Origin of the sequence: Pseudofrankia coriaricola (genome assembly GCF_001854805.1) — a bacterium.
Taxonomy (GTDB): Bacteria; Actinomycetota; Actinomycetes; order Frankiales; family Frankiaceae; genus Pseudofrankia.
On record NZ_MBLO01000258.1, the window covers coordinates 36,685 to 57,994 of the forward strand.

The window sequence follows — 21,310 nt, forward strand, 5'->3', positions numbered from 1 at the left end:
GCGGCGCGGGTCGGTGGTCGAGGCGCCGGCGTCAAGACCTGATGGGTCGGCTCGGATCCTCGCCACGAGACCGCGGCTCGCGGCCGGGTCCCTCAATCTGCCGCTCGCCCGCCAGCTCCTTGGAAATAGGCAGATAGCTCAGTGTTCTGGATAACGTCGACATGTTCAGATCACGCCGACCCGAAGCGGGTAGGAGGCTCACGAACGACGTGGCGTAGGACGGATGCATGACGAGCGCTCATGATCGCTCCGTGACCGAACCGCGGTTCGGCGAACCTCGGCCACCGGGTCTACGGCGCGCAGGTTCTCATTCTGGACGGCGTCAACGGCGGGTGGCCGTAGCCGAGGTCATCGCGGCGCCGACCCCCGGCCGGAACTATGAGTGTCCGGCTATATCGTGGCGGGCACGGGCGGCTCGCCTTCGATTTCGATGCGGTGGATCTTGCGTGGTGCCGGGTGGTAGTCACCGACTGCGTAATGCTGCACGAATTGGTTGTCCCAGATGGCCAGATCGCCCTTGCTCCACGTCCAGCGGCAGACCAGCTCCGGTCGCGTGCTGTGGGCGAACAGGTAGGCGAGCAGCCCGTCGCTTTCGTCCTCGCGGAGCTCGATGATGCGTTTCGTGAAGATGGAGTTGACGAACAGGGCCTTGCGCCCCGTACGGGGGTGGCTGATGACGACTGGGTGGCGCGAAGAGAACTTGGCGTCACCGGTGGGGAGTGCGTGCTCGGCGGTGAGCCCGATCAGGAGGGACTGGAGGCTCGGGCTCAACCAGTCGAAGGCCTCGAACTGGCTCGACCACATCGTGTCGCCGCCACTCGGTGGCGGCTGCTCCATGTGCAGGATCGAGTACTTCGGTGGCGCCGCCGCCCACGTCACGTCGGAGTGCCACCGGTCGGTGGCGTACCCGAGACCGTTCTCCGTAGAGATCACAGCGAGCTGGTCGAACCCCGGCAACGTTTCGATGTAGTCCGGCGGTTGCTTGATCCGCCCGAGCGCCTCGCCGATGCGGATGTGGTCAGTGGGCGTCACGTGCTGATCGGGGATCACCACCACGCCGTGATCTGCGAGCAGCGACTGGAGCCCTTCAACGGCGGTGTCATCGGCTGCCCGCAGGTCCAGTCCTCGAACCGCGACCCCAACTCTCCCCGCGAGCGGGGTGACCTGCCACGCGGCGGTCATCCCGGCCTGGTCTGTGGTGGACGTCATCGACGCTCCTCAGCGGCAAACATGTGTTGGTTTTTCAAACGCCTGATGTAGACATGCAACACATGACGAGTCCGCTGTCAACGCTGTCCGTCCGTGATCGATCAAGGACGCACCTACTGGAGACAGCGGAGCGCCTCTTCGCTGAACACGGCATCGACGCCGTCTCACTTCGTCAGGTCACGGCGGCCGCCGGGCACCGCAACCCCGCCGCCGTCCAGTACCACTTCGGTTCCAAGGACGGCCTGTTGCGGGCGATCTTCGAGCATCGCGTCCCGCTGCTGAACCGGCGGCGGCTGGAACTGCTGGAGCAGCTGACCGACGCACCCGCGGAGCAACACCTCAGGATCATCGTGGAGGCGATCATCCGACCCCTGGCGGAGATCGATCCGGCGCAGAGAAGCTACGTCAAGTTCCTCGCCCAGCTGGTGACCATCCCCTCGCGACCCGAGCAGATCTACGCGTCGCTACCAGGCGAGCTCGGACTGAGCGGCCAACGGACGAGGGAGGCGCTCAAGCGAGCCCTTCGTCACGTACCCGAAGCCGTCGCCGAAAACCGCCGCGTACTCCTCGTCGCCTTCGTGCTCACCGCGTTGGCGGGCCGGTTGCACTCGTCGCACGACGAGCAGCAGGGCGGGCTATCCGACGACGCGTTCCTGGACGACGTGATCGACGCGGGGGTGGGCATCCTGAGCGCACCCCACACGGTTCGCACCAAGGAAGGTTGATGTTCAGGCGGCCGGCAGCGCCAAACGGGGCAAGGCCCTCGCGCCCGAGTCAGTTCTCATGGAGCAGGTCAGCGTGTCGCGACCGACGCTAGGTGAGGCGTTCTGGCTTCTCGAAGCCGTCGGCGGTCAGCGGGGCCTGCGTTCGCCGTTGGCGGGGACCGTCTCGCCCCAGGCCATCCACACATCTGGGGCGCGCCGCTCCCCCACCCCCGCACAAGGCCTTCCTGCTGCGGGTTCGGGATGGGGCCCAGCCGCATCCGGCCCCGCGGGTCCGGGACGAGCTCCCAGGCCTCGCCGTCGAGGGTCAACTCGAGGCCGTCGTGCCAGTAGCCGTCCTCGGCGCGCCGGACGACGACATCCATCTCCCGCACCACGCGGACCGAGCCGTCACCATTCACGACGAGCCCGACGTGGAACCGGCCCTGGCCGAACAGGAAATGGCCGAACTCCACCTCGCCGTCCTCCCAGCGCGTCGCCCAGCTGTACCAGGTCAGATAGTCGACGTCGTGCAGTGGGTCCTTCGCGACGTAGAGCCGGGCGCCGGGGCTCATGTAGGCCTCCTCGACGAACAGGAAGCCACGCGCCTCCCAGCCCAGCGCCGTTCCCTCGACCAGCCAGGTCTGGGTCGGGTAATAGAGCGCCCCGGAGGTTCCCGGCAGGTACCACTGCAGGCCCGGGCCGACCCGGGAGCCCGACAGCTCCAGCACACCCTCCTCCAGGTAGTCGATCGACACGCCGTCCGTCCGCAGGCACATCCGGCCGCGGCCCGCGCTCTCGCCCGCGAGCGTCGCGACGCCGTCCGCCATCGAACGGGTCACCTGGTCACTGGACACCGCGTTACGCGGCTCCCGGCGGGTCACCAGCATGTCCGCGTCGGCGCTCGACAGCACGACCAGGCGGTCACCGAGGGAGTTGGCGTCGACCGTTCCGGTGACGGCCCCGGTCGGCGGCACCCGCCGCATAAGGCTGAAGAGATCGCCGTTGCCATCACGCAGGGCTCCCCAGATGTAGGTGCCCTCACGGCGCAGCCCAAGGATCTCCCGGTCAACGACGAACTCGTCCGCCACGACTTGGCGGTGGCCGGCGAGCGCGGCCCCGCCGAAGTCCCCTCGCGACGGCACGGCCGCGACGGCCAGGTTTTCGGCGCGCATCGGCACCTGTCCTTTCAGACGGGAGGTCAGCATGAAGGTCACGAGGTCGGCCACCCGAAGGCCGCGATCAAGGTCGCGAGCTCCTGTGGCCGGTCGCCCTGCACCGAGTGGCCAGCCCCAGGCACCACCTCGATGCGCGTGCCGGGCTTGCGCGACCAGGGGATGCCCGCCTCGGGCTATTTATATAGACAAGTTAGCTAATTAGCAACCTGTCTGGTCACGTGGAAGGTCTGTGCGTGCGGCCGACGTGATCGTGAGTGGCCGCCATCGCCGCCCGGCTGGCCGCCCTGCCTCGTCAGACCTTCGGCTATCCCGACGCGGGGTGCGGGTGTGCTACTTCGACGCGGTTACGTCCGGCGCGCTTGGCTCGGTAGAGCTCGACGTCCGCGAGGTCGATGAGGCTTTGTGGCTGATTGTCGGAGGTGGGGATGGTGGCGGCGACGCCGATGCTGAGGGTGACGATGTGGTCGATGCCGAGGGGGTGTGGTTCGGCGAGCGCGGCGACGGCAGCGCGTAGGTGCCGGGCGACGCGGGCGGCGGTGTCGGTGTCGGTGTGTGGCATGACGATGGCGAATTCCTCGCCGCCGTAGCGGGCGGCGAGGTGGGTGTCGTCGATGTTGGTGGCCAGGCAGGTGGCGACGAGTTGGAGGCAGCGGTCGCCGGTGGTGTGGCCGTAGTGGTCGTTGTAGCGCTTGAAGTAGTCGATGTCGGTCATGGCGACGGCGAGGGGGGTGTGCTGATGGCAGGCCTGGTGCCATTCGGCGTGGAGGATTTGTTCGAGGCGTCGTCGGTTGGCCAGTCCGGTGAGGGGGTCGGTGATGGACAGTTGTTCCAGGCGTTGGTTGGCGGCGGCGAGTTGGCCGGTGCGTTCGGCGACCTTGCGTTCCAGGGATGTGTAGACCTGCGCGTGGTCGAGGGAGACGGCGAGCTGCCCGGCGATCAGCATGATCGGCTCGAGGCGGTTGGTGGCGAACGCGCCGCGGATCATTCGGTTCTCGAGGAGGAGCATGGCTTTGAGTTCGCCGCGGATCGTGACGGGGATGGCGAGTAGGGAGCAGCGGTCGAGGCTGGTGAGGTAGGGGTCGCGGGCGAACCGGTCGTCGCGGGTGGCGTCGGCGATGACGGTGGGTTCGTGGGTGCGTTCGGTGTACCAGACGACCGAGGGTGGCAGCAGACGGCGCAGGCCGGCCTCGCGCAGCGGGATGGTGCCGTCGTCGGTGGGTACCAGCCAGCCGCCCTCGTGGTCGGCCTGGTCGCGAAGGAGGAGGTGGACGCCGGTGGCGCCGGTCATCTCGGACAGGATTCCCACGACTTTGGCGCGCAGGCCCTCGATGCTGGTCTCGGAGCTCAGTGCCTGGGAGGCGGCGACGACGCCGAGCAGGTCGATGGTGCCGGTGCTGACGGCGGTGCTGCCGGACGTGGGTTGGGCTGGTGCTCGCGCCGCCAGCGTCGGGTAGGCCCAGTCGAGCTGGCTGACCTTGGCGGTGGCGCCCCAGTCGGCGTACTGGTGGCGGGCGGCGGCCAGCAGCATGCGGCCGGTTTCCTCCATCCCCTGGGCAAGGTGGAACCGTGCGGCGCGTTCCAGGATCAGTGCCCGGTGCCAGGGGCGCGACCGAGTGGCGGCCTCGCGCTGCGCCAGGTCGAAGGCGTAGGCGGCCTCGCGGAACTCACCGGTGGCCCAGGCCCGTTCGGCCTCGACCAGGCGTAACAGGTGCAGGAAGTTGACCGGCGCGTCGGCCGCGCGGGCCGCCAGCCAGTCGACCACCTCGTCCAGCTCGGCCAGCACGGCCCCGCGCCGGCCCGCTTCCGTCATCCGGGCCTGCCCGGCCAGGGCCAGAGCCCGTAGCACGCGCGCGACCGCGATCAGGTAGGTCGCATCGAGGGCCGGCAACAACCGCATCACCGCCACTGTGTGCCGGGCCAGCCCGGCCGGATGATCGAAGATGGCGGCGGCGATCGCCCGGGTGAGGTGCAGGTTGGCGGCGGCGAGCGGGTTGGCGGCCAGCAGGCCCTGCTCGGCCGCCTCGTCGGCCGCCTGGCCGACGGCCTCGCCACGCAGCACCCTCGCCAGCTGGCGCCAGCTCCGGAACACCTCTTCGGCGTGTCCGTTGCCGGTTCGTGTGGCGATAGCCATCGCCTCGTCGGCATCGGCGACGGAGACGTCCAGCGACGGCGCGCAGTCAAGCAGGTCCGGGAGCAGCACGCAATGGGTCCAGCAGGCGTACTGCAGGTCGCCACCCTGGAGCAGGCCCTCCAGTGCACGACGCGCGGCGGACAGATTGTCCTCGAGCGGGTCGAACCAGTGGCCCGTAAACACCGCATAGAGCGACTGCATCTGCCATATGTCCGGTTCGTAGCCGCGTGCGTGACCGACCTCGAGGAGGCGCCGCATTATGCGGTACCCGGTGCGGTAGTCCTGCCTGAGTGCCATGGTCACGACGGAGGCGTGGCTGATCGGGCCAATCAGGGCGGGATCCGGTCCGTCCCGCGCCCACATCTCCAGCGCCGTCGCGGTCAGCCAGGCCATCATCGGCCGGTCGCAGAGGAACGCCGCGGGGATGAGCCGGTTGACGAGCTTGATGGCGCCACGTCGCGAACGGTCGATGGCCTCCGGCCGGCGCAGGTCGTCGGCTGCGCTGGTCTGGTCGACCCACCGGTAGACCACGTCGAGCTTGCGGTCGATCTCCGCATCGAGATGCTCCCGGTCCGGCACGGCGAAACCGACCTCGCGCAGCTGGTCCAAGCCGAGCCGGACCGCCTCGTCGGGGCGGCCCCGGTTGGTCAGGCTGATCACCTGCAGCACGGTGGCCGCCGTGCGCTGCGCCGGGCGGGTGCACAGCCGGCTGACGTTCCCGTACTCCTCGTCCGCCTCCTCCAACCGGCCCAGGCTGTACAGGGCGGCGTGCCGGCCGGTGCGGACCTCGATCAGCTGGTCGGCGTCGGTCGGGTCGACCAGCGGCACCGCCGCGGTCAGGAACCGCTCCACCAGCGGATGGTTGCTCAGCAGCCGCGCCTGCTCGGCGGCCTGCTGGAACAGCCCGGCCACCAGCCGCCGCTCGGCGTCGTCCCGCACGGCCTCGACCACGTGCAGGTACTGCTCGGCCGCGACCGCGAAGTACTTCGATCGCCTCGCAAGCCGCCGGGCCAGCCGCCGTCGCAGGGCACGCTGCCGCCGCGGGCTGAGGGCGCCCAGCACGGACTCCCACGTGCGGTCGTGGTGGAACCGCACCCCCTGCCCGCCACCGGGCTCGAGCACCAGCAGGCCGACGGCGAACGCCGGGGCCAGCCGGTGCTCGACCTCCTCCGCGGCCAGCCCCGTCGCGATCTCCAACAGGTCCAGCTCCACCCGGCCCGCCAGACACGCCATCACCGCCAACATCTGCCTGGTCGCCGACGGTAGCCCGGCCACCCGAGCGGCCAGCATCCCGGCCACATCCACCCGCCCGAGCCGGCGACCCAGCACCGCCCGATCCCATCGCCACCCGCCGTCGCGAGGGACGAGCAGACCGTCGTGGCGCAGGGAGTTCAGCAGCTCCTGCGTGTCATACGGATTACCCCCGGTCGACGGCGCGATCATCCGCGTCAGCTCCACGGCGGCCTCAGGCGCGCCGCGTAGCAGGTCGGCCACCATGGCCGCCTGGCCGTCCGGGGCCAGGTTGCCGAGCCGCAAGACGCGCGGACCGACCGGCTGGCGCTGCCAGCGGGCGAGCATCGGCGTCATCGGATGGGCCGGGTCGACCTCGTCCTCCCGGTAGGCGCCGACCAGCAGCAGTCCCTCGACCTGTTCGGCGCCGCTGAGGATCAGATCGAAGAAGCCCAGCGGTGTCCGCCCGGCCCACTGCAGGTCGTCAACGAAGAACACCACCGGTCGTTTCCGGGAGGCGACGGCGCGCAGGACCTCGACGCCGTTGCGCTGCGCTCGCACCTGCAGGGTCATCGGATCGCCCGGATCTGGGGGGACCTTCAGCAGAGTCGCCAGCTCCGGCACGACGGCGGTCGCCAGCCCGGCGCTCGGTCCCAACGCCCGCAGTATCCGCTCCCGCACCTCGGCCAGGTAGTCCTCGGGCTCGGCCAGCAACAGCCGGCCAAGCGCCCGAAACGCCTGCCAGCCGCCGTCATACTCCTGGTCACGGCGATACTGGTCGTACTTGCCCGCCACGAACCAGCCGTCGACACCGGCCACTATCGGCCGCAGTTCGTTGACCAGTGCCGTCTTGCCCACCCCCGGTGCACCGCAGACGAGCAGCCCGCGGCAGCGGCCCTCCATCGCCTCGGCGAACGCCGCGCCCAGCTCGCCGATCTCCCGGCCACGCCCGGCCAACCGGGATGGTGTCAGCGGTCGTGCGGGGAAATCGTGCTCGCCGGGATGCACCAAGACGACGCCACGACGTACCAGGGTAAGATCGTGTACCAGCCCGTCGGCGCTCTGGTAGCGATCGTCCGGCTCCTTCTCCAGCAGATGCATGATGATCGCCGACAGGCCGGCCGGCACCGCCGGGTTTACGGCCGACGGCGGCGCCGGCACCCGCGTCAGATGGTCATGAATGACCTGAACAGGATCACCGGCACCGAACGGCGGCGCCCCGGTGGCCAGCTCGTACAACGTCGCCCCGAGCGCGTACAGATCGGCCCGCTGGTCGACTTGACGACCAGTCCGGCCAGTCTGCTCCGGCGCCAAATACGGCACCGTTCCGACGATCTCGCTGTAATTTACGAATTCCGGCTGAACCACCGCGAACGTCGTGGCCAGCGAGAAATCGACCAGACATGGCGCATCTCCGCCACCAGTCATCACGATGTTCGCCGGATTGACGTCCCGATGCACCACCCCCCGCCGGTGCATCTCCGCCATCGCCCGCCCCAGCAACCCGGCCAGTCCGACCAGCTCGCCCGCATCCAGCGGAGTAGTCCGCTCGGACAGCGCCGCACCGCCGACATCGGCCAGCAGGATCGAGTCCGAAGACGACGGCAGCCCGGTCGCCAGCTGCGTGACTCCCTCGTCACCGGACAGCTGACCGAGGATCTCCACCTCATGCCGCAGCCGCCGCCGCGCGCCGGGCCCCAGCGGCTCCTTCCGGATCACACTTCCACCCGGGAACGTCAGCCGAACGACCCGGGTCCGCTCCGTCTCATGGAGCACCGTCACCCGCGCAGCCAGCAACGGATCCCGGACCGACGCCGTTGCCTGCTCGTCCATCTATCAGCCCCACACCACGCCACGCCGAGCTCGTCTCGCGTGCCCGCACTCTCCCGGGTTCTGCCCAGACCACGCCCCGGCAATTGGACGGACCGGACACACCTGCTGCTGCTGGCCGGTGTCCCGGAGCGGTTCCCGAACATCCGCTTCGGCTGGATCGAGACCGGCTGCCAGTGGATTCCGCGGATCCTCGACTCCTGCGACATGTTCTTCCACGGCACCGTCGACCACCCGTCGCACCGGCTGACCATGACGCCGACCGAACAGTGGAAGGCCAGCTGCTTCGCGGCGGGCCCGTTGTCGAAGGCCGACGTCGCGCTCCGCGAGCGGATCGGTGTCGAGACGATCGCCTTCGGCAGCGACTTCATCCACGTCGAGGGCACCTACCCGCACTCGCGCACGCGGCTGGCGCGGGCCTTGGAGGGCACGACGCCGGCGGAGAGCCTGGCGATCTCTGCCAGGAACGCCGCGCGCCTGTTCGACTTCGACCTGACGACGCTGGCGACGACGCCCGCGGCCCAGCACGGCCCGGTTGCTACCGCCGTGAGCTGACGAACTCCGCGGAACGCCCGGCCATGGGGAGAGCGCCCCCTGGCCGGGCGGCGTCCGCGCCGCGGTCAGTAGCGCATGAACTGGCCGGCGGCCACGTTCAGGGTCTCCCCGGTGATGAAGCGGGCCCGGTCGCTGGCCAGGAAGGCGACCGCCTCGGCGATGTCGACCGCGTGCGGGAGCGCGTTCATCGGCGACGCGGCGATCGCCTCAGCCACGAGGTCCGGGTGGTGGACATCCGCGTACCGGGTGCCCAGCACCAGGCCCATGGTGACGTTGTTGGCCCGGATCCCGTATGGACCGCCCTCGTGTGCGCAGGACCGGGTCAGCGCGTTCAGGCCGCCCTTGCTGACGGCGTAGGGACCCTCCAGCCCCATTCCGCCGCAGTCCGGCGCGACCGTCGAGATGTTGACGATCACCCCGCCGCCGGCCGCGCGCATCTGCGTCATGGCGACCTTGGACAGATACCAGGGCCCAGTGACGTTGGTGTCCATGACCCGGGCCCAGTCCTGCGGACGGTAGTCCCAGATCGGCGCCATGATGTTGTAGGCGGCGTTGTTGACGAGGACGCGGATCGGGCCCAGCTCCTCGGCGATCTCCTTCGCCACCGTGTCGATGGCCGCCAGGTCCGCGACGTCCAGCAGCTTGCCCAGCACCCGGATCCCCTCGGGCGCCTGGGCGGACAGCTCCGCGACGACGCGCTCGATGCGTGCCGGGTGCACGTCCGCGACGACCGTGTGCGCCCCGCCCGAGACCAGCCGGGCCGCGACGGCGCGTCCGATGCCCTGACCGGCCGCGCCCGTGACGAGCGCTACCCGGTGACCGAACTCGGCTGTGGCCGGCATGTTCTCTCCCCCAATCGGACACATCCCGGCCGCCCGCGGCGACGAGGGCGTAGGGCGCGGTTGCCCTACCGGTCCCACTACCATATACGCTGTAAGAGGTTTCTGCCGGCCGCCCGCGAGTATGCGAACTCCCCCGTTCAGGACCGGCGCACTAGCCTCGTCCGTGCCCGGCGGGGCCGCGGGGCCGATGGTCGACAGGAGGCCGATGGTCGACAGGAGGGAGTCGGGCGTGCCAGGACGTCGAGGGCCGGCACCCTCGTTGACCCAGGTGGAGATCGTCTCGGCGGCGTTGCGCGTTCTAGACCGCGCCGGGGCGCAGGACTTCAGCATGCGGGCGCTCGCCACCGAACTCGGTGTCTCGGCGATGACCGTCTACAACTACCTGCCAACCAAGGCGCTGCTGCTCGAGAAGACGGTCGACAGCGTGATCGACCCGATCCGCCCGCCGGACCCGGACGCGCACCCCTGGGACGCCGAGCTGCGCCGTTACGCCCTCGACGCCTGGCGCGCTCAGCTTCCGCATCCGTGGATCCCCGCGCTGCTCTCGGCGCACGGCCTCGACGAGCGCCCGGCCCAGGCGCGGGCGCGGGAGGCGCTGCTGGGCCTGTTCCAGGCCGCGGGAGCTGGCGAGGCAGCCGCCCGCGACGGCGTGACCTTCTTCTTCACCTTCATGATCGGCAGTTTTGCCCAGCTCACGCCGGCGGTGACCCGCCACTCGGCCGCGCACAGGGACGCCCTGTTCGAGCGTGGCCTGCAGATCATGACGGCGGGGCTGCGCAGCCACCTGGGCCTGCGCGATTGACATCTCCCCAAAACTACTTACACTGTAAATTATTGATCTCCCGTTCCTCGGGACCGCCGCCACTCGAGAGGGTCGCGAGGTCCACGCCTGATGCCGGAGGCATTCGAGATGGCGTCGATCGACGCATGGGCGGCCCGCTACGAGCACCTGCTGTTCGATCAGCACCCCCACGGCGTCCTGCTGATCACCATCAACCGCCCGGAGACCGGTAACGCCGTCAATCCACGGCTGCACGTCGAGCTCGCCCAGATCTGGCGGGAGGTGGACGCCGACCCGACCGTCACGGTCGCCGTGATCACTGGTGCCGGCGCCACGTTCTGCTCAGGCGGCGAACTCGGCACGTTCGGCCAGGACGACAATCCCGCCAGCGCGAGCGTTGACGAGTCCATGTTCGAGATGTCGGCCCTCGTCGACAACATGATCAGCTGCCGCAAACCGATCGTCTCGGCGGTGAATGGACTGGCGATGGCGTCCGGGTTGGCGGTGGCACTGTCCGCCGACATCAGCGTCGTCGGGGCCAGCGCCAAGCTCAACGACGGGCATCTACGCGGCGGCATGGCCGCGGGCGACCACGCGGCCCTGTTGTGGCCCCTGTACATGAGTCTTGCCAAGGTGCGCTACTACCTGCTCACCGGCGAGACACTGACCGGCCATGAGGCCGAGCGGCTCGGGCTGGTAAGCGTCTGCGTTCCGGATGACCAGGTCCTGGCCCGGGCCCTGGGCGTGGCCGCTCGGATCGCCACCAATGCCCAGTACGCCACCCGCTGGACCAAAAAGGCGCTCAATACCTGGGTACGCCAGCAGGCTCCCATCTTTGAGCTCTCCACCGCACTGCAGATGCTCACTCTTCACGGCACCGACATGCGGTCCGCGATGAGCGCGCTGGCCGACGGCCGCAAGGTTCAGTTCCCGTCGGTCCAGCCCTGACGCTGCCACGGTCGGCTGCCGGGCATGGCCGGCTGGGCCGTGACCGCGCCACGGACAGACAAGGGCGGACGCGAGATCCGCGCCGCTCGGTCAGTTCGCTGAGACTGCGGCCTTGATATCGCCTCGGAGGACGCCGTGACCAACGACTCGGACGACGAGATACGCATCGTGGACGATGCTGTCGGCAGGCTCCTCGCCGAACATCCGCCAGAGGCCGCGACACGGACCGGCTTTCTCGGCGCCCAGTTCGACGCCGGGCTCGCCTGGGTCTCGTTCCCGGTCCAGCTCGGCGGGCTCGGTGTCTCACCCGGTCTGCAGCCGCGGGTCAACGCCCGGCTGTCGGCGGCCGGCGCACCCATCGGCTTCGACAGCAATCCGCTTGGCTACGGCATGGGCGGCCCGACCCTGCTCCAGCACGGCTCGCCTGAGCAGCACGCACGCTACCTGCGGCCGCTGTTCTCCGGCGAGGAGGTCTGGTGCCAGCTCTTCAGCGAGCCAGGCGCCGGCTCCGACCTCGCCGGGCTCGCCACGCGGGCCGAGCGAGACGGCGACGGCTGGGTGGTGAACGGGCAGAAGGTGTGGACGTCCTGGGGGCACGTCGCCCGCTGGGGCATGCTCGTCGCCCGCACCGACCCACGGGCCGTCAAGCACCGCGGCCTGACGTACTTCCTGTGCGACATGACCGCGCATGGAGTCGACGTCCGGCCGCTGCGGCAGCTGACCGGCGACGCCGAATTCAACGAGGTGTACCTGACCGACGTGCACCTGCCCGACCGGCTGCGGGTCGGCCCGGTCGGCGGTGGCTGGGCGGTCGCCCTCACCACGCTGAACAACGAGCGGTACATGCTGTCCGAGGGGCTCTCCGCCGAGCCGGCGCTGCGCTCGGCGCTGGCGGCCTGGCGGGATCGGGCCGACCGCACCTCGCCGACGGCCAGCGCGCTACGGGACGCGCTTCTGGCCCTCCGGGTCGACGTCGAGGTGAACCGCCTGACGACGCTGCGCGCGACCGAAGGCATGACTCGTGGCGCTACCGGCCCGGAAGGGGCGGTAGCCAAGCTGATGACCGCCCGGCTGAACAAACGCGCCACCGACCTGACCGTCGACCTGCTCGGCGCCGCAGGCATGCTCCACGAGTCCTACCAGCCACGCGAGGTCGATCTCGCCCAGTCAGGCGACCAGGGCAGTCCGACGCGGGCCTTCCTGCGTGCCCGGGCGAACACCATCGAGGGCGGCACGTCCGAGATCCTGCACAACATCCTGGGCGAGCAGATGCTCGGGCTTCCCGGCGAGATCCGGGTCGACAAGGGCATCCCCTGGACCGACGTCCGCCGTTCCTGACGTCGGCTGGCCGCGGCTTCGTCGCGACCGGCGCCGCGAGTCGGCGGGTATCCCGCGACGTCGTGGCTCGGCGGCGTGGTCAGGAAAGGCCGACACGAAGATCCCGAGGGAGAGGAAGATGGGCCAACTCGAGGGCACCGTCGCGCTGGTCACCGGCGCCAGCCGGGGAATAGGCGCGGCCATAGCCCGACGCATCGCCGCCGAGGGAGCGGCCGTGGCCGTGATGGCCCGCACGACCACCGCGACCCCTGGTCAGCCTGGCTCCCTGGCGGACACGGTGCGGGCCGTCAGCCTGTCGGGGGGTATCGCGGTAGCGGTGCCCGGGGACGTGACCCGGCCCGAGGACCGCCGCCGAGCCGTCGCGGAGGCCGAGCGGACGCTGGGACCGATCGACATCCTCGTCAACAATGCGGCCATCACCTACATCGCGCCCGTCGACGCCTTCTCCGAGAAGCGCTACCGGCTGATGTTCGAGATGCAGGTCCGAGCGCCGTTCGAGCTGGCCCAGCTCGTGCTGCCCGGAATGTATGAAAGGGGCCGGGGCCGGATTCTGAACATCTCGTCACGGGCCGCCGTCCATCCCGCCGGGCCGCCCTTCGAGGAGATCCAGCGACGGGGCTTCACCGTCTACGGCATGTGCAAGGCGGCGCTCGAGCGCTTCACGACCGGGCTGGCCGCCGAGGCGCACCCGTATGGGGTGCGGGTGAACGCGCTGGCCCCGCTTGAGAACGTCGCGACCGCGGGGACCGGCGCGCACGGCCTCGTCGCGGGCTTCCCGCTCGAGGACGAATCCGTGATCGCCGAGGCCGCCGCCGCGCTGCTCGCGAGCGACCTCACCGGCCGGATCGCATACTCGTCGCCCCTGCTCACCGAGCTGGGCCTCCCGGTTCCGGCAACCGCGCCGACCGCGCATGCCTGACGCGGCGTCGCGGCGCGGCAGCTGCCACAAGGGCCCGTGACAGCCGCCGCGCCGACGTGACCGGAGGCCTAGGGCGTCCGGTCCCCGCGCGCGATCGCGAGCGCGTCGGCGAAGATCGCCGGCGCCATCGGGGCGAACCGGGCACCCGACGGGTCCCCGGTACGGGCGGCCTGGGCGTGGTGGCCCTCCATGATGCAGCCGAGCTTGAACAGCGCCAGCACCTCATAGAACCGCAGGTCAGCGACTGAGTGGCCGGTGCGCTCCGCGTAGCGCGCGGCCAGCTCGGCGCGGCCGGCCAGCCCCGTCCGGTCGGCGACGTCGCTGGAGCCGAGGAAGGTCGCCGGCTCGCCGGGCTCGTCCCAGCGGGCGAGCAGGTGGCCCAGGTCCATGAGCGGGTCGCCGATCGTCGCGGTGTCCCAGTCGACGATCGCGGCGAGCCGGGCCGGGGCGCCCGGCGCGAACATCACGTTGAACAGGCTGTAGTCCCCGTGCATGATCGCGATCGGCCCGGTCGCCGGCTGGTGGGCACGCAGCCAGGCGGCGAGGTTGTCGGTGGATTCCGGCAGCGGCCGGGCCTGGTAGGTCCCGAGCTGCCACAGCCACCGGTCGACCTGCCGGTCGAGGAACCCGTCGGGCTTCCCGAACCCCTCGAGGCCCACCGCCCGCCAGTTGACGAGCGCGAGCTCCGCGAGCGCGTCGACGGCCTCCAGGCCGAAGGCGCGGCGGGAGGCGGGGTCGGCGTCGAACGGTGCGGGGAGGCCCCCGGCCGGGGTGAACCCGTCCACACGCTCCATAAGGATGAACGGTGCGCCGATCACCGCCGGGTCGGGGCAGGCTGCGACCAGCCGCGGATGACGGACCGGGGTGTCGGCGAGCGCGGCGAGCAGCCAGGCCTCGCGCACGGTGTTGCCGGCGCTGCTCGTGATCCGGGCCGCGGGCGCCCTGCGCAGCACCAGCGTCCGTCCGCCCCAGTCGACGGTGAACAGCGCGTTGGCGATGCCGGTCGCCTCGCCGAGGCGGGCCCGCCGCGCCGGGCCGCCGCCCGGCAGCACCGTCTCGAGCCAGCCCTCCAACGCGGGCAGGTCGACGAGCGCGCCGCCGGCAGCCGCGGCGCCGGTGCCCGTGCCGGTGCCCATCAGACGAGGTCCCCACCGGTCGCGGCGGCCGTCGTGCCGTCGTGCCGGAAGGCCTTGAGCACGTGGCGCCCGATCACCCAGCGGTGCACCTCGTCGGGGCCGTCGACGAGCCGCTGCTGGCGGGCCTCGACGTACCACTCGGCCAGCGGGGTGTCGAGCGTGTAGCCGAGGGAGCCGTGGATCTGCAGCGCGGTGTCGACGACGTTGTGCAGCATGTGCGCGATGTAGTTCTTGGCGATCGAGTTCTCCTGGCGCAGGTCCAGGCCGCGCTCCATCTTGTAGGCGAGGTGCAGGACCATCAGCCGGGTGACGTACAGCTGCTCGGCGCAGTCCGCGAGCATCCACTGGACACCCTGGCGGTCGGCGAGCGGCTCGCCGAACGTCTCCCGCTCCAGCGCCCGGCCGGCTGCCAGGTCGAGCGCGGCCTGCGCCTTCGCGATGCTCCACATGCCGTGGCGCAGCCGCCCGTAGCCCAGACGGTGCTGGCCCATCGCGAACCCCTGGCCGACACCGCCGAGCACGTTCTCGTGCCCGACCACGAGGTTGTCGATGACCACCTCGGCATGGCCGCTGCGCACCTCGTCGCCGAAGCGGGCCCGCAACGGCTCGTCCATGGTCGGGATGTTCCGGATGATCCGGTAGCCCGGGTTCGGCAGCTCGACGAGGAAGGTCGTGAACCGCTGCTGGCGGGGCCCCTCGTCGCTGGTACGCGCCATCACCAGCGCGAGGTCGGAGATGGTCGCGTTGCTGGAGAACCACTTCTCGCCGTCCAGGACCCAGGTGTCGCCGTCGCGGACGGCGGTGGTGCGCATCCCGGTCGCGTCCGAGCCGGCGGCGCGCTCGGTCATCGAGAAGCAGATCCGCAGGTCGCCGGCCACGAGCGGACGCAGGTACTTCTCCTTCTGCTCCGGCGTGCCGTGCTCGATCAAGGTCATCATGGTCGCGTCCTGCGGGCCCATGCAGTTCAGCGCCCACGCGGCGAGGTAGCTGAAGGACCGGCCCACCTCGATCTGGACCACGGCGTTCGCCAGCGGCCCGAGCCCCATCCCGCCCCATTCCCGGGGGACGAACGGGCACCACAGCCCCTCGGCGCGGGCCCTGGCCTGCAGCTCGGCGACGATGTCGAAATAGGGCTCCTGGCCGACCCGCTGCTCGGCCGGCAGGACGTGGCTGTCGATGAAGCCCGCGACCCGGGCGCGCACGGCCCGGGCCTCCTCGGGAATGGCGAAGTCGACCATGGTCTGCTCTCCCTTCGCCGGCCCGGCCCGCGCCGGTCGCCGGCGGTGCGGGACCGCCCGTCGGGGCGGTCCGGTCAGCTGGTCTGCCGGTACGCGCCGCCGTCGACGCGGATGAGGGTGCCGCTGACCCAGGCAGAGGCGGGGCTGGCGAGCCACAGGGCGGTGCCGACGAAGTCGTCGGCCGTGCCGGCGCGGCCGAGAGTGGTGGCGTGCGCGGCCTGCTCGCGCCGCTCGGGTGTCCAGGCGTCGGCGATGTCCGTGAGCACACCGCCGGGCAGGATGCCGTTCGAGCGCACCGCCGGCCCGTAGGCCTCCGCCAGCCCGATGGTCAGCGCGTTGAGGCCGGCCTTCGCGCAGGCGTAGACGAGCTCGCCGGCGCCGGGGCGCAGCGAGCCGATCGTCGAGACGTTGATGATGCTGCCGCCGCCGGCCGCGGCCATCCGGTCGCCCGCGAGCGCACCGAGCCGGAACGGCCCTTTGAGGTTGACCCCGACGACCTTGTCGAAGTAGTCCTCCGTGACGCTTGGAAGGTCCGGGTAGAGCGGGGACATCCCGGCGTTGTTGACCAGGACGTCGCAGCGGCCGAACGCGGCGTAGACCTCGTCGACGAGACGGTCGCAGTCCGCCCAGCGCCCGACGTGGCAGCCGATGGGAACCGCCCGGCGGCCACTCTCCCTCGCGATCCGCCCGGCGGCCTCCTGGCAGGCCTCCAGTTTGCGGCTCGCGATGACCACGTCGGCCCCGGCCGCCGCGAAGCCGCGGGCAACGGCGTAACCGATCCCGCGGCTGCCGCCGGTCACCACCGCGACCCGGCCTTCCAGGTCGAACAGTTCCGCGAGACCCACCGTCGCCTCCCCTCGCGGCGCACCAGTGGCGTCGCACATGGCGGAGTCTGCCATGCTGTCATTCTCTGCCACAACCTGCGACGATTGTCCGGACGGGTCCCACAGCTGTACGGAGACGGCCATGAAAATCGAAAGCAGCCGGATCGTGGTGACGGGCGCGGCGCACGGCATCGGCCGCGGGCTCGTCGAAGCGTTCCTCGCGCACGGCGCACAGTCGGTGGTCGTCAGCGACCTGGACGCCGACGCCGTCTCGGCGATGTCCGAGACGCTCGGCGTCCCCGGGCGTCCCTGCGACGTCGGTGACCAGGCGGCGCTGGCGGCGTTCATCGATTGGGCCGAGGAGACCGCCGGACCGACGGACCTGTTCTGCGGCAACCCGGCGGTGTTCGGCGGGCCGGAGGGCGGCAACCTGCAGACCAGCGCGGCGACCTGGGACCGGTCGTGGCGGGTCAACGTGCTAGCCCACGTCTGGGCCGCCCAGTGCCTGGTGCCCCGGATGCTGCGCCGCGGCGGCGGCCACTTCCTCCAGACGCTCTCCGCCGCGGCACTGATCACCGGGCCGTCGGAGCTGACCTACACCGTCACCAAGCACGCCGCGCTGGGGTTCGCGGAGTGGCTGGCGCTGAACTACTCGGACAAGGGCATCCGGGTGTCATGCCTGTGCCCGACGGCGGTCGAGACGAGGACCGTCCAGGGCGCCGACCATCCGGGGATCGGCCTGGTGCAGACACCGGCGGAGGTCGCCGAGATCACCGTCGCGGGCCTGGCGGCCGAGAACTTCCTTATCCTGCCGAACCCGCGGGTGGGGTCGTCGTTCCGGAACAAGGCCGACGACTACGACCGTTGGCTCGCCTACACGACCAACCGCCTCGGCGACCTGCGACCACCGTCGCCGTTCACCTTCTGACGGCATACCGGGGCGCGGGCGACGGTAGTCCCGCTCCTGGCCGCCGCCCGGCGGCGACGAACGGCCAGGCGCCCCACGGCACGGCGGGCCACGCCCCGACCTGGGCCGACCCGGGTGGCCGGGAGCGACCGATCGCGACTGATCACCGCGACTAGGGTGAGGACGTGGCAAGGACGCGGCGAGACGAAGGACCGGCCTCCTGGGAGCGGCCGGGGCTGCTGCGCGACGGCCGGTCGGTGCTCGTCCGGCCGATCCGCGCGGACGACGCCGACGCTCTGATCGCCTTCAGCGGCCGGCTGTCCCGCCGGACGATCTCCTACCGGCTGCTCGGCCCCGTGGTGCGGATCAGCCCCGAGACCCTCCGGGCGTGGGCCGACGTCGACCAGGTCGACCACATCGCGCTCGTCGCCACGCTGGGCACCCGGCTCATCGCGGTGGCGCGCTGCGTCCGCGCGCCAGACGAGCCCCACCGGGGCGAGGCCACCTTCACCGTCGAGGACGACTACCAGGAGCACGGTCTCGGCACGCTGCTGCTGGAACGGCTCGCCCAGGCAGCCCGCGCCCGCGGCGTCGTGACCCTGACCGCGGACGTCCTCGCGGACAACACGCGGATGCTGCGGACCTTCGCGGGCTCCGGATACCGGACCGAGACCGTCTGGGGCGGCTCGGTCGTCCAGGTGACGATGACGACGGACCCCGCCGGCCAGGTGATGGCCCGGTCCGACCGCCGCGAGCACGTCGCGGTTCGCTCCTCGCTGCGGCCGCTGCTGCGGCCGCGGTCCGTCGCCGTGGTCGGCGCCGGGCGGCGGGCCAAGACCATCGGCCACGAGATCCTGCGCAACCTGCTGGCCCACGGCTTCGACGGGCCCGTCCACCCGGTCAACCCGCATGCCGACCAGATCGCGGGCGTCAACGCCTACCCGAGCCTGCGCGACCTGCCGGGCGAGGTGGACCTCGTCGTCATCGCCGTCCCCGCCGAGAATGCCGAGCAGGTCGTCCTGGACGCAGCGGCCGTCGGCGCGGGAGCCGTCGTCGTCGTGTCGACCGGGTTCGGCGAGTCCGGGCTCGACGGCCTGGACCGTGAACGGCGCCTGGTCCACGCGGCGCGGACCGGCGGGATGCGCCTGATCGGGCCGAACTGCATGGGAATAGTCAGCCGGTTCGACGACCAGACCCTGTTCGCCACGTTCGCGCCCCGCATCCCCCCGCCGGGGCCGGTGTCGATGTCGAGCCAGTCCGGGCCGCTGGGCCTCGCCGTGCTCAGCCACGCCGAGCAGCTCGGCCTGGGCTTCGCCAGCTTCGTGTCGATCGGCAACGCCGCGGACGTGTCCACCAGCGACCTGCTTCAGTGGTGGGAGGAGGACGCCGCAACCTCGGTGGTCCTGCTGCATCTCGGCCGGTTCGGCAACCCGCGAAAGTTCGCGCGGATCGCGCGGCGCATCGCCGCCCGCAAGCCGATCGTCGCCGTGCACGCGGGCTCGCCGACGCTCTGGGAGGAGGTCCCCGGCGGGCCAGCCGACGACGAGCCCGTCACCGGCTCGGACGCGGCGCTGGACGCGTTGTTCCAGCAGTCGGGGATCATCCGGACGCGGTCCCTGGGCGCCATGTTCGACGTCGCGCTCCTGCTCGCGAACCAGCCCGTGCCCGGCGGCAACCGGGTCGCGATCGTCACGAACGCCGACGGGCCCGGCGCCCTGACCGCCGACGCGTGCCAGGCGAGCGGGCTGGTCGTCACCGGCCATGCCGGGGCGAACCTGGGACCGGGCGCGACGCCCTCCGACTACCGGGCGAGCGTCGACGCCGCGCTCACCGACCCCGCGGTCGACGCGCTGGTTGTGCTGTACGTGCCGCCGCTGGTCCGCCACGTCGCCGACGTCGCCGCGGCGATCGCCACCGCGGCCGCGGCGGTGCCGCACAAGACGGTCGTGACGAGTTTCCTGTCCGCGCCGGGGCTTCCCACCCTGCTGCGCCGCGAAGGGCGGGCGATCCCCAGCTACGTGTTCCCCGAAGCGGCCGCCTCCGCTCTTGGCGCGGCCGCAGCCTACGGCGCGTGGCGGCGCAGCCCAGCGGGCGTGGTCGTCGAGTCGGGGGACGCGGACGCGGCAGCGGCCCGGGCGTTGCTCGACAGCCTGCCAGCGGGCCCGGTGGACCCCGACGCCGCCCGGGCGCTCCTGCGCCACTACGGCATCCCGGTCGCCGAGCAGCCAGCCGCCGGCGGGGAGCCGGACGCGGTCGACATGGCGGTCGGCGTGGCGACCGACCCGGTCTTCGGCCCGGTGGTGACCCTCGCCCTCGCCGACGACTACGCGGACCTGGTCGGGGACGTGGCCGTGCGCGTCACCCCGTTGTCGGACCGGGACGCGCCGGAGATGGTCCGGTCGCTGCGAGCATTCCCGCTGCTGGACGGGTGGCGGGAGGCGCCGCGCTGTGACGTCGGCGCGCTGGAGGAAATGCTGCTGAGGGTGTCCGCGATGGTCGAGGACCTGCCGCGGGTCACAGGCCTCGCGATCCGGCCGCTGCGGGTGTTCCCGGACAGAGGCGGCGTGGCCGCGCTCGGCGCCCGGCTCACCCTCGCCACGCCCGACGAGGCCGCGGGCTGACCGACGATGCCAGGTCCCGATGCACGGTCCAGTGCCTCGCCGAGCCCGCCGACCGGCCCGCCGGGCGCACGGCCCGGGTGCGGCGCGGCCGGCGGGCCGGTTCACTGGACCTCGCGGCCACCGCCGAGCATGAGCGTCGCGCCGGTCAGGTAGGACATGTCATCGCTGACGAGCGCGGCCACCGCCCGGCCGATGTCGGTCTCCGGGTCACCGAACCGGCCCAGCGGGATCTCCCGCATCACCATCGCGAAGCGCTCGGGGTTGGCCTCGCGGTACTCCTCGGCGGCGGGCGACATCGCGGTCGGGCAGATGACGTTCACGCGGATGCCGTAGCGGCCCCACTCGCGCGCGGCGACCCGCGACAGGCCTCGGATGGCCTCCTTGGCCATCGCGTAGGAGCCGAACGTGGTGTCGCCGCGGACCCCCGTCGATGACCCGAAGTTGACGATGCTGCCTCCGCGCTCCTTCAGGTGGGGCAGGCATGCCTGCATGCAGTACAGGGTGCCCAGCGCGCCGCTGCGCCAGGCGAGCTCCACGTCGGCGTCCGTCGTGTCCTCGAGGCGGACCTGGACCGATGACTGCGCGTTGTTCACGAGAATGTCGAGGGCGCCGAACTCCGCGACGGTCTGCGCGACCATCCGGTCCGCGTCGGCGCGCACGCCGACGTCGCCCGGTACCGCGAGCGCGCTGGCACCCAGCGCGGTCAGTTCCTTCACCACCGTGTCGAGCGGATCGACGCGTCGGCCCGACACGGCCACACCCGCGCCTTCCCGGGCCAGCGCGTGGGCGATGCCCCGCCCGATGCCCTGACCTGCACCGGTCACCAGCGCCACCCGGCCAGCCAGCCGTCCCAAGCCCGTCACCCGACCTCCACTGAAATAGCTAACTTCTAACTATAATTGTATGGTGTGACGCGACTTGC

16 protein-coding genes are annotated in these 21,310 nt (G+C 71.3%); 8 read left to right on the top strand and 8 right to left on the bottom strand.

The annotated features are described in order from the left end of the window. Nucleotides 1-390: 390 nt before the first annotated feature. A complete protein-coding gene (locus BCD48_RS37695) occupies nt 391-1,182 on the bottom strand; it encodes a TauD/TfdA dioxygenase family protein (protein WP_157910612.1) in 792 nt (263 codons plus the stop codon). Between the two features lie 89 nt (nt 1,183-1,271). Here BCD48_RS37695 and BCD48_RS37700 point away from each other — a divergent pair, with 89 nt between their 5' ends. Then, the gene (locus BCD48_RS37700) at nt 1,272-1,934 is read left to right on the top strand and encodes a TetR/AcrR family transcriptional regulator (protein WP_071053181.1); all 663 of its coding nucleotides are present in this window, start codon (nt 1,272-1,274) and stop codon (nt 1,932-1,934) included. 68 nt (nt 1,935-2,002) lie between these two features. Here the strand turns inward: BCD48_RS37700 and BCD48_RS37705 are convergent, their stop codons facing one another. Together BCD48_RS37705 and BCD48_RS37710 are read right to left on the bottom strand one after the other, a co-directional pair. Beyond that, entirely contained in the window at nt 2,003-3,085 is a 1,083-nt protein-coding gene (locus BCD48_RS37705; protein ID WP_131804187.1) for a hypothetical protein, read from the bottom strand. A gap of 307 nt (nt 3,086-3,392) precedes the next feature. Then, nucleotides 3,393-8,282 (bottom strand): diguanylate cyclase domain-containing protein, encoded by a 4,890-nt coding sequence (locus BCD48_RS37710; protein ID WP_071053182.1) that lies wholly within the window; start codon nt 8,280-8,282, stop codon nt 3,393-3,395. A gap of 39 nt (nt 8,283-8,321) precedes the next feature. Between BCD48_RS37710 and BCD48_RS37715 the strand changes: the two genes are divergently transcribed. Next, a complete protein-coding gene (locus BCD48_RS37715; RefSeq protein ID WP_071053183.1) occupies nt 8,322-8,834 on the top strand; it encodes an amidohydrolase family protein in 513 nt (170 codons plus the stop codon). 65 nt (nt 8,835-8,899) lie between these two features. Here BCD48_RS37715 and BCD48_RS37720 read toward each other — a convergent pair whose 3' ends face one another. After that, complete coding sequence (locus BCD48_RS37720) at nt 8,900-9,676, bottom strand: SDR family NAD(P)-dependent oxidoreductase (RefSeq protein WP_071053184.1); 777 nt, start codon at nt 9,674-9,676, stop codon at nt 8,900-8,902. A gap of 229 nt (nt 9,677-9,905) precedes the next feature. On the opposite strand from BCD48_RS37720, the gene BCD48_RS37725 reads away from it, so the two are divergent. The 4 genes from BCD48_RS37725 to BCD48_RS37740 all read left to right on the top strand — a co-directional run bounded on the left by BCD48_RS37725 (nt 9,906) and on the right by BCD48_RS37740 (nt 13,662). Beyond that, nucleotides 9,906-10,478: a TetR/AcrR family transcriptional regulator gene (locus tag BCD48_RS37725; RefSeq protein WP_198543564.1), complete on the top strand. Its 573-nt coding sequence runs from the start codon at nt 9,906-9,908 to the stop codon at nt 10,476-10,478. 90 nt (nt 10,479-10,568) lie between these two features. Beyond that, nucleotides 10,569-11,405 (top strand): enoyl-CoA hydratase/isomerase family protein, encoded by an 837-nt coding sequence (locus tag BCD48_RS37730; protein ID WP_198543565.1) that lies wholly within the window; start codon nt 10,569-10,571, stop codon nt 11,403-11,405. Nucleotides 11,406-11,540: 135 nt separating this feature from the next. Further along, on the top strand, nt 11,541-12,743 hold the full coding sequence (locus BCD48_RS37735) for an acyl-CoA dehydrogenase family protein (protein ID WP_071053186.1): 1,203 nt from the start codon (nt 11,541-11,543) through the stop codon (nt 12,741-12,743). Between the two features lie 118 nt (nt 12,744-12,861). Beyond that, a complete protein-coding gene (locus tag BCD48_RS37740) occupies nt 12,862-13,662 on the top strand; it encodes an SDR family NAD(P)-dependent oxidoreductase (RefSeq protein ID WP_071053187.1) in 801 nt (266 codons plus the stop codon). 68 nt (nt 13,663-13,730) lie between these two features. Here BCD48_RS37740 and BCD48_RS37745 read toward each other — a convergent pair whose 3' ends face one another. The 3 genes from BCD48_RS37745 to BCD48_RS37755 form a co-directional block, all read right to left on the bottom strand. Continuing rightward, the gene (locus tag BCD48_RS37745; protein WP_071053188.1) at nt 13,731-14,798 is read right to left on the bottom strand and encodes a phosphotransferase family protein; all 1,068 of its coding nucleotides are present in this window, start codon (nt 14,796-14,798) and stop codon (nt 13,731-13,733) included. Further along, nucleotides 14,798-16,036 (bottom strand): acyl-CoA dehydrogenase family protein, encoded by a 1,239-nt coding sequence (locus tag BCD48_RS37750; protein ID WP_071053189.1) that lies wholly within the window; start codon nt 16,034-16,036, stop codon nt 14,798-14,800. Before BCD48_RS37750 ends, BCD48_RS37745 begins: the two co-directional genes overlap by 1 nt. Nucleotides 16,037-16,110: 74 nt before the next feature. Further along, nucleotides 16,111-16,920 (bottom strand): SDR family NAD(P)-dependent oxidoreductase, encoded by an 810-nt coding sequence (locus BCD48_RS37755; protein WP_071053257.1) that lies wholly within the window; start codon nt 16,918-16,920, stop codon nt 16,111-16,113. An 82-nt stretch (nt 16,921-17,002) separates the two neighbouring features. Here BCD48_RS37755 and BCD48_RS37760 point away from each other — a divergent pair, with 82 nt between their 5' ends. Together BCD48_RS37760 and BCD48_RS37765 are read left to right on the top strand one after the other, a co-directional pair. Next, complete coding sequence (locus tag BCD48_RS37760) at nt 17,003-17,788, top strand: SDR family NAD(P)-dependent oxidoreductase (protein ID WP_071053190.1); 786 nt, start codon at nt 17,003-17,005, stop codon at nt 17,786-17,788. A gap of 164 nt (nt 17,789-17,952) precedes the next feature. Beyond that, nucleotides 17,953-20,388 carry a bifunctional acetate--CoA ligase family protein/GNAT family N-acetyltransferase gene (locus tag BCD48_RS37765; protein WP_071053191.1) on the top strand — a complete coding sequence of 812 codons (2,436 nt, stop codon included), beginning with the start codon at nt 17,953-17,955 and terminating at the stop codon, nt 20,386-20,388. 101 nt (nt 20,389-20,489) lie between these two features. Here the strand turns inward: BCD48_RS37765 and BCD48_RS37770 are convergent, their stop codons facing one another. After that, nucleotides 20,490-21,251: an SDR family NAD(P)-dependent oxidoreductase gene (locus tag BCD48_RS37770; RefSeq protein ID WP_241842310.1), complete on the bottom strand. Its 762-nt coding sequence runs from the start codon at nt 21,249-21,251 to the stop codon at nt 20,490-20,492. Nucleotides 21,252-21,310 lie beyond the last annotated feature (59 nt).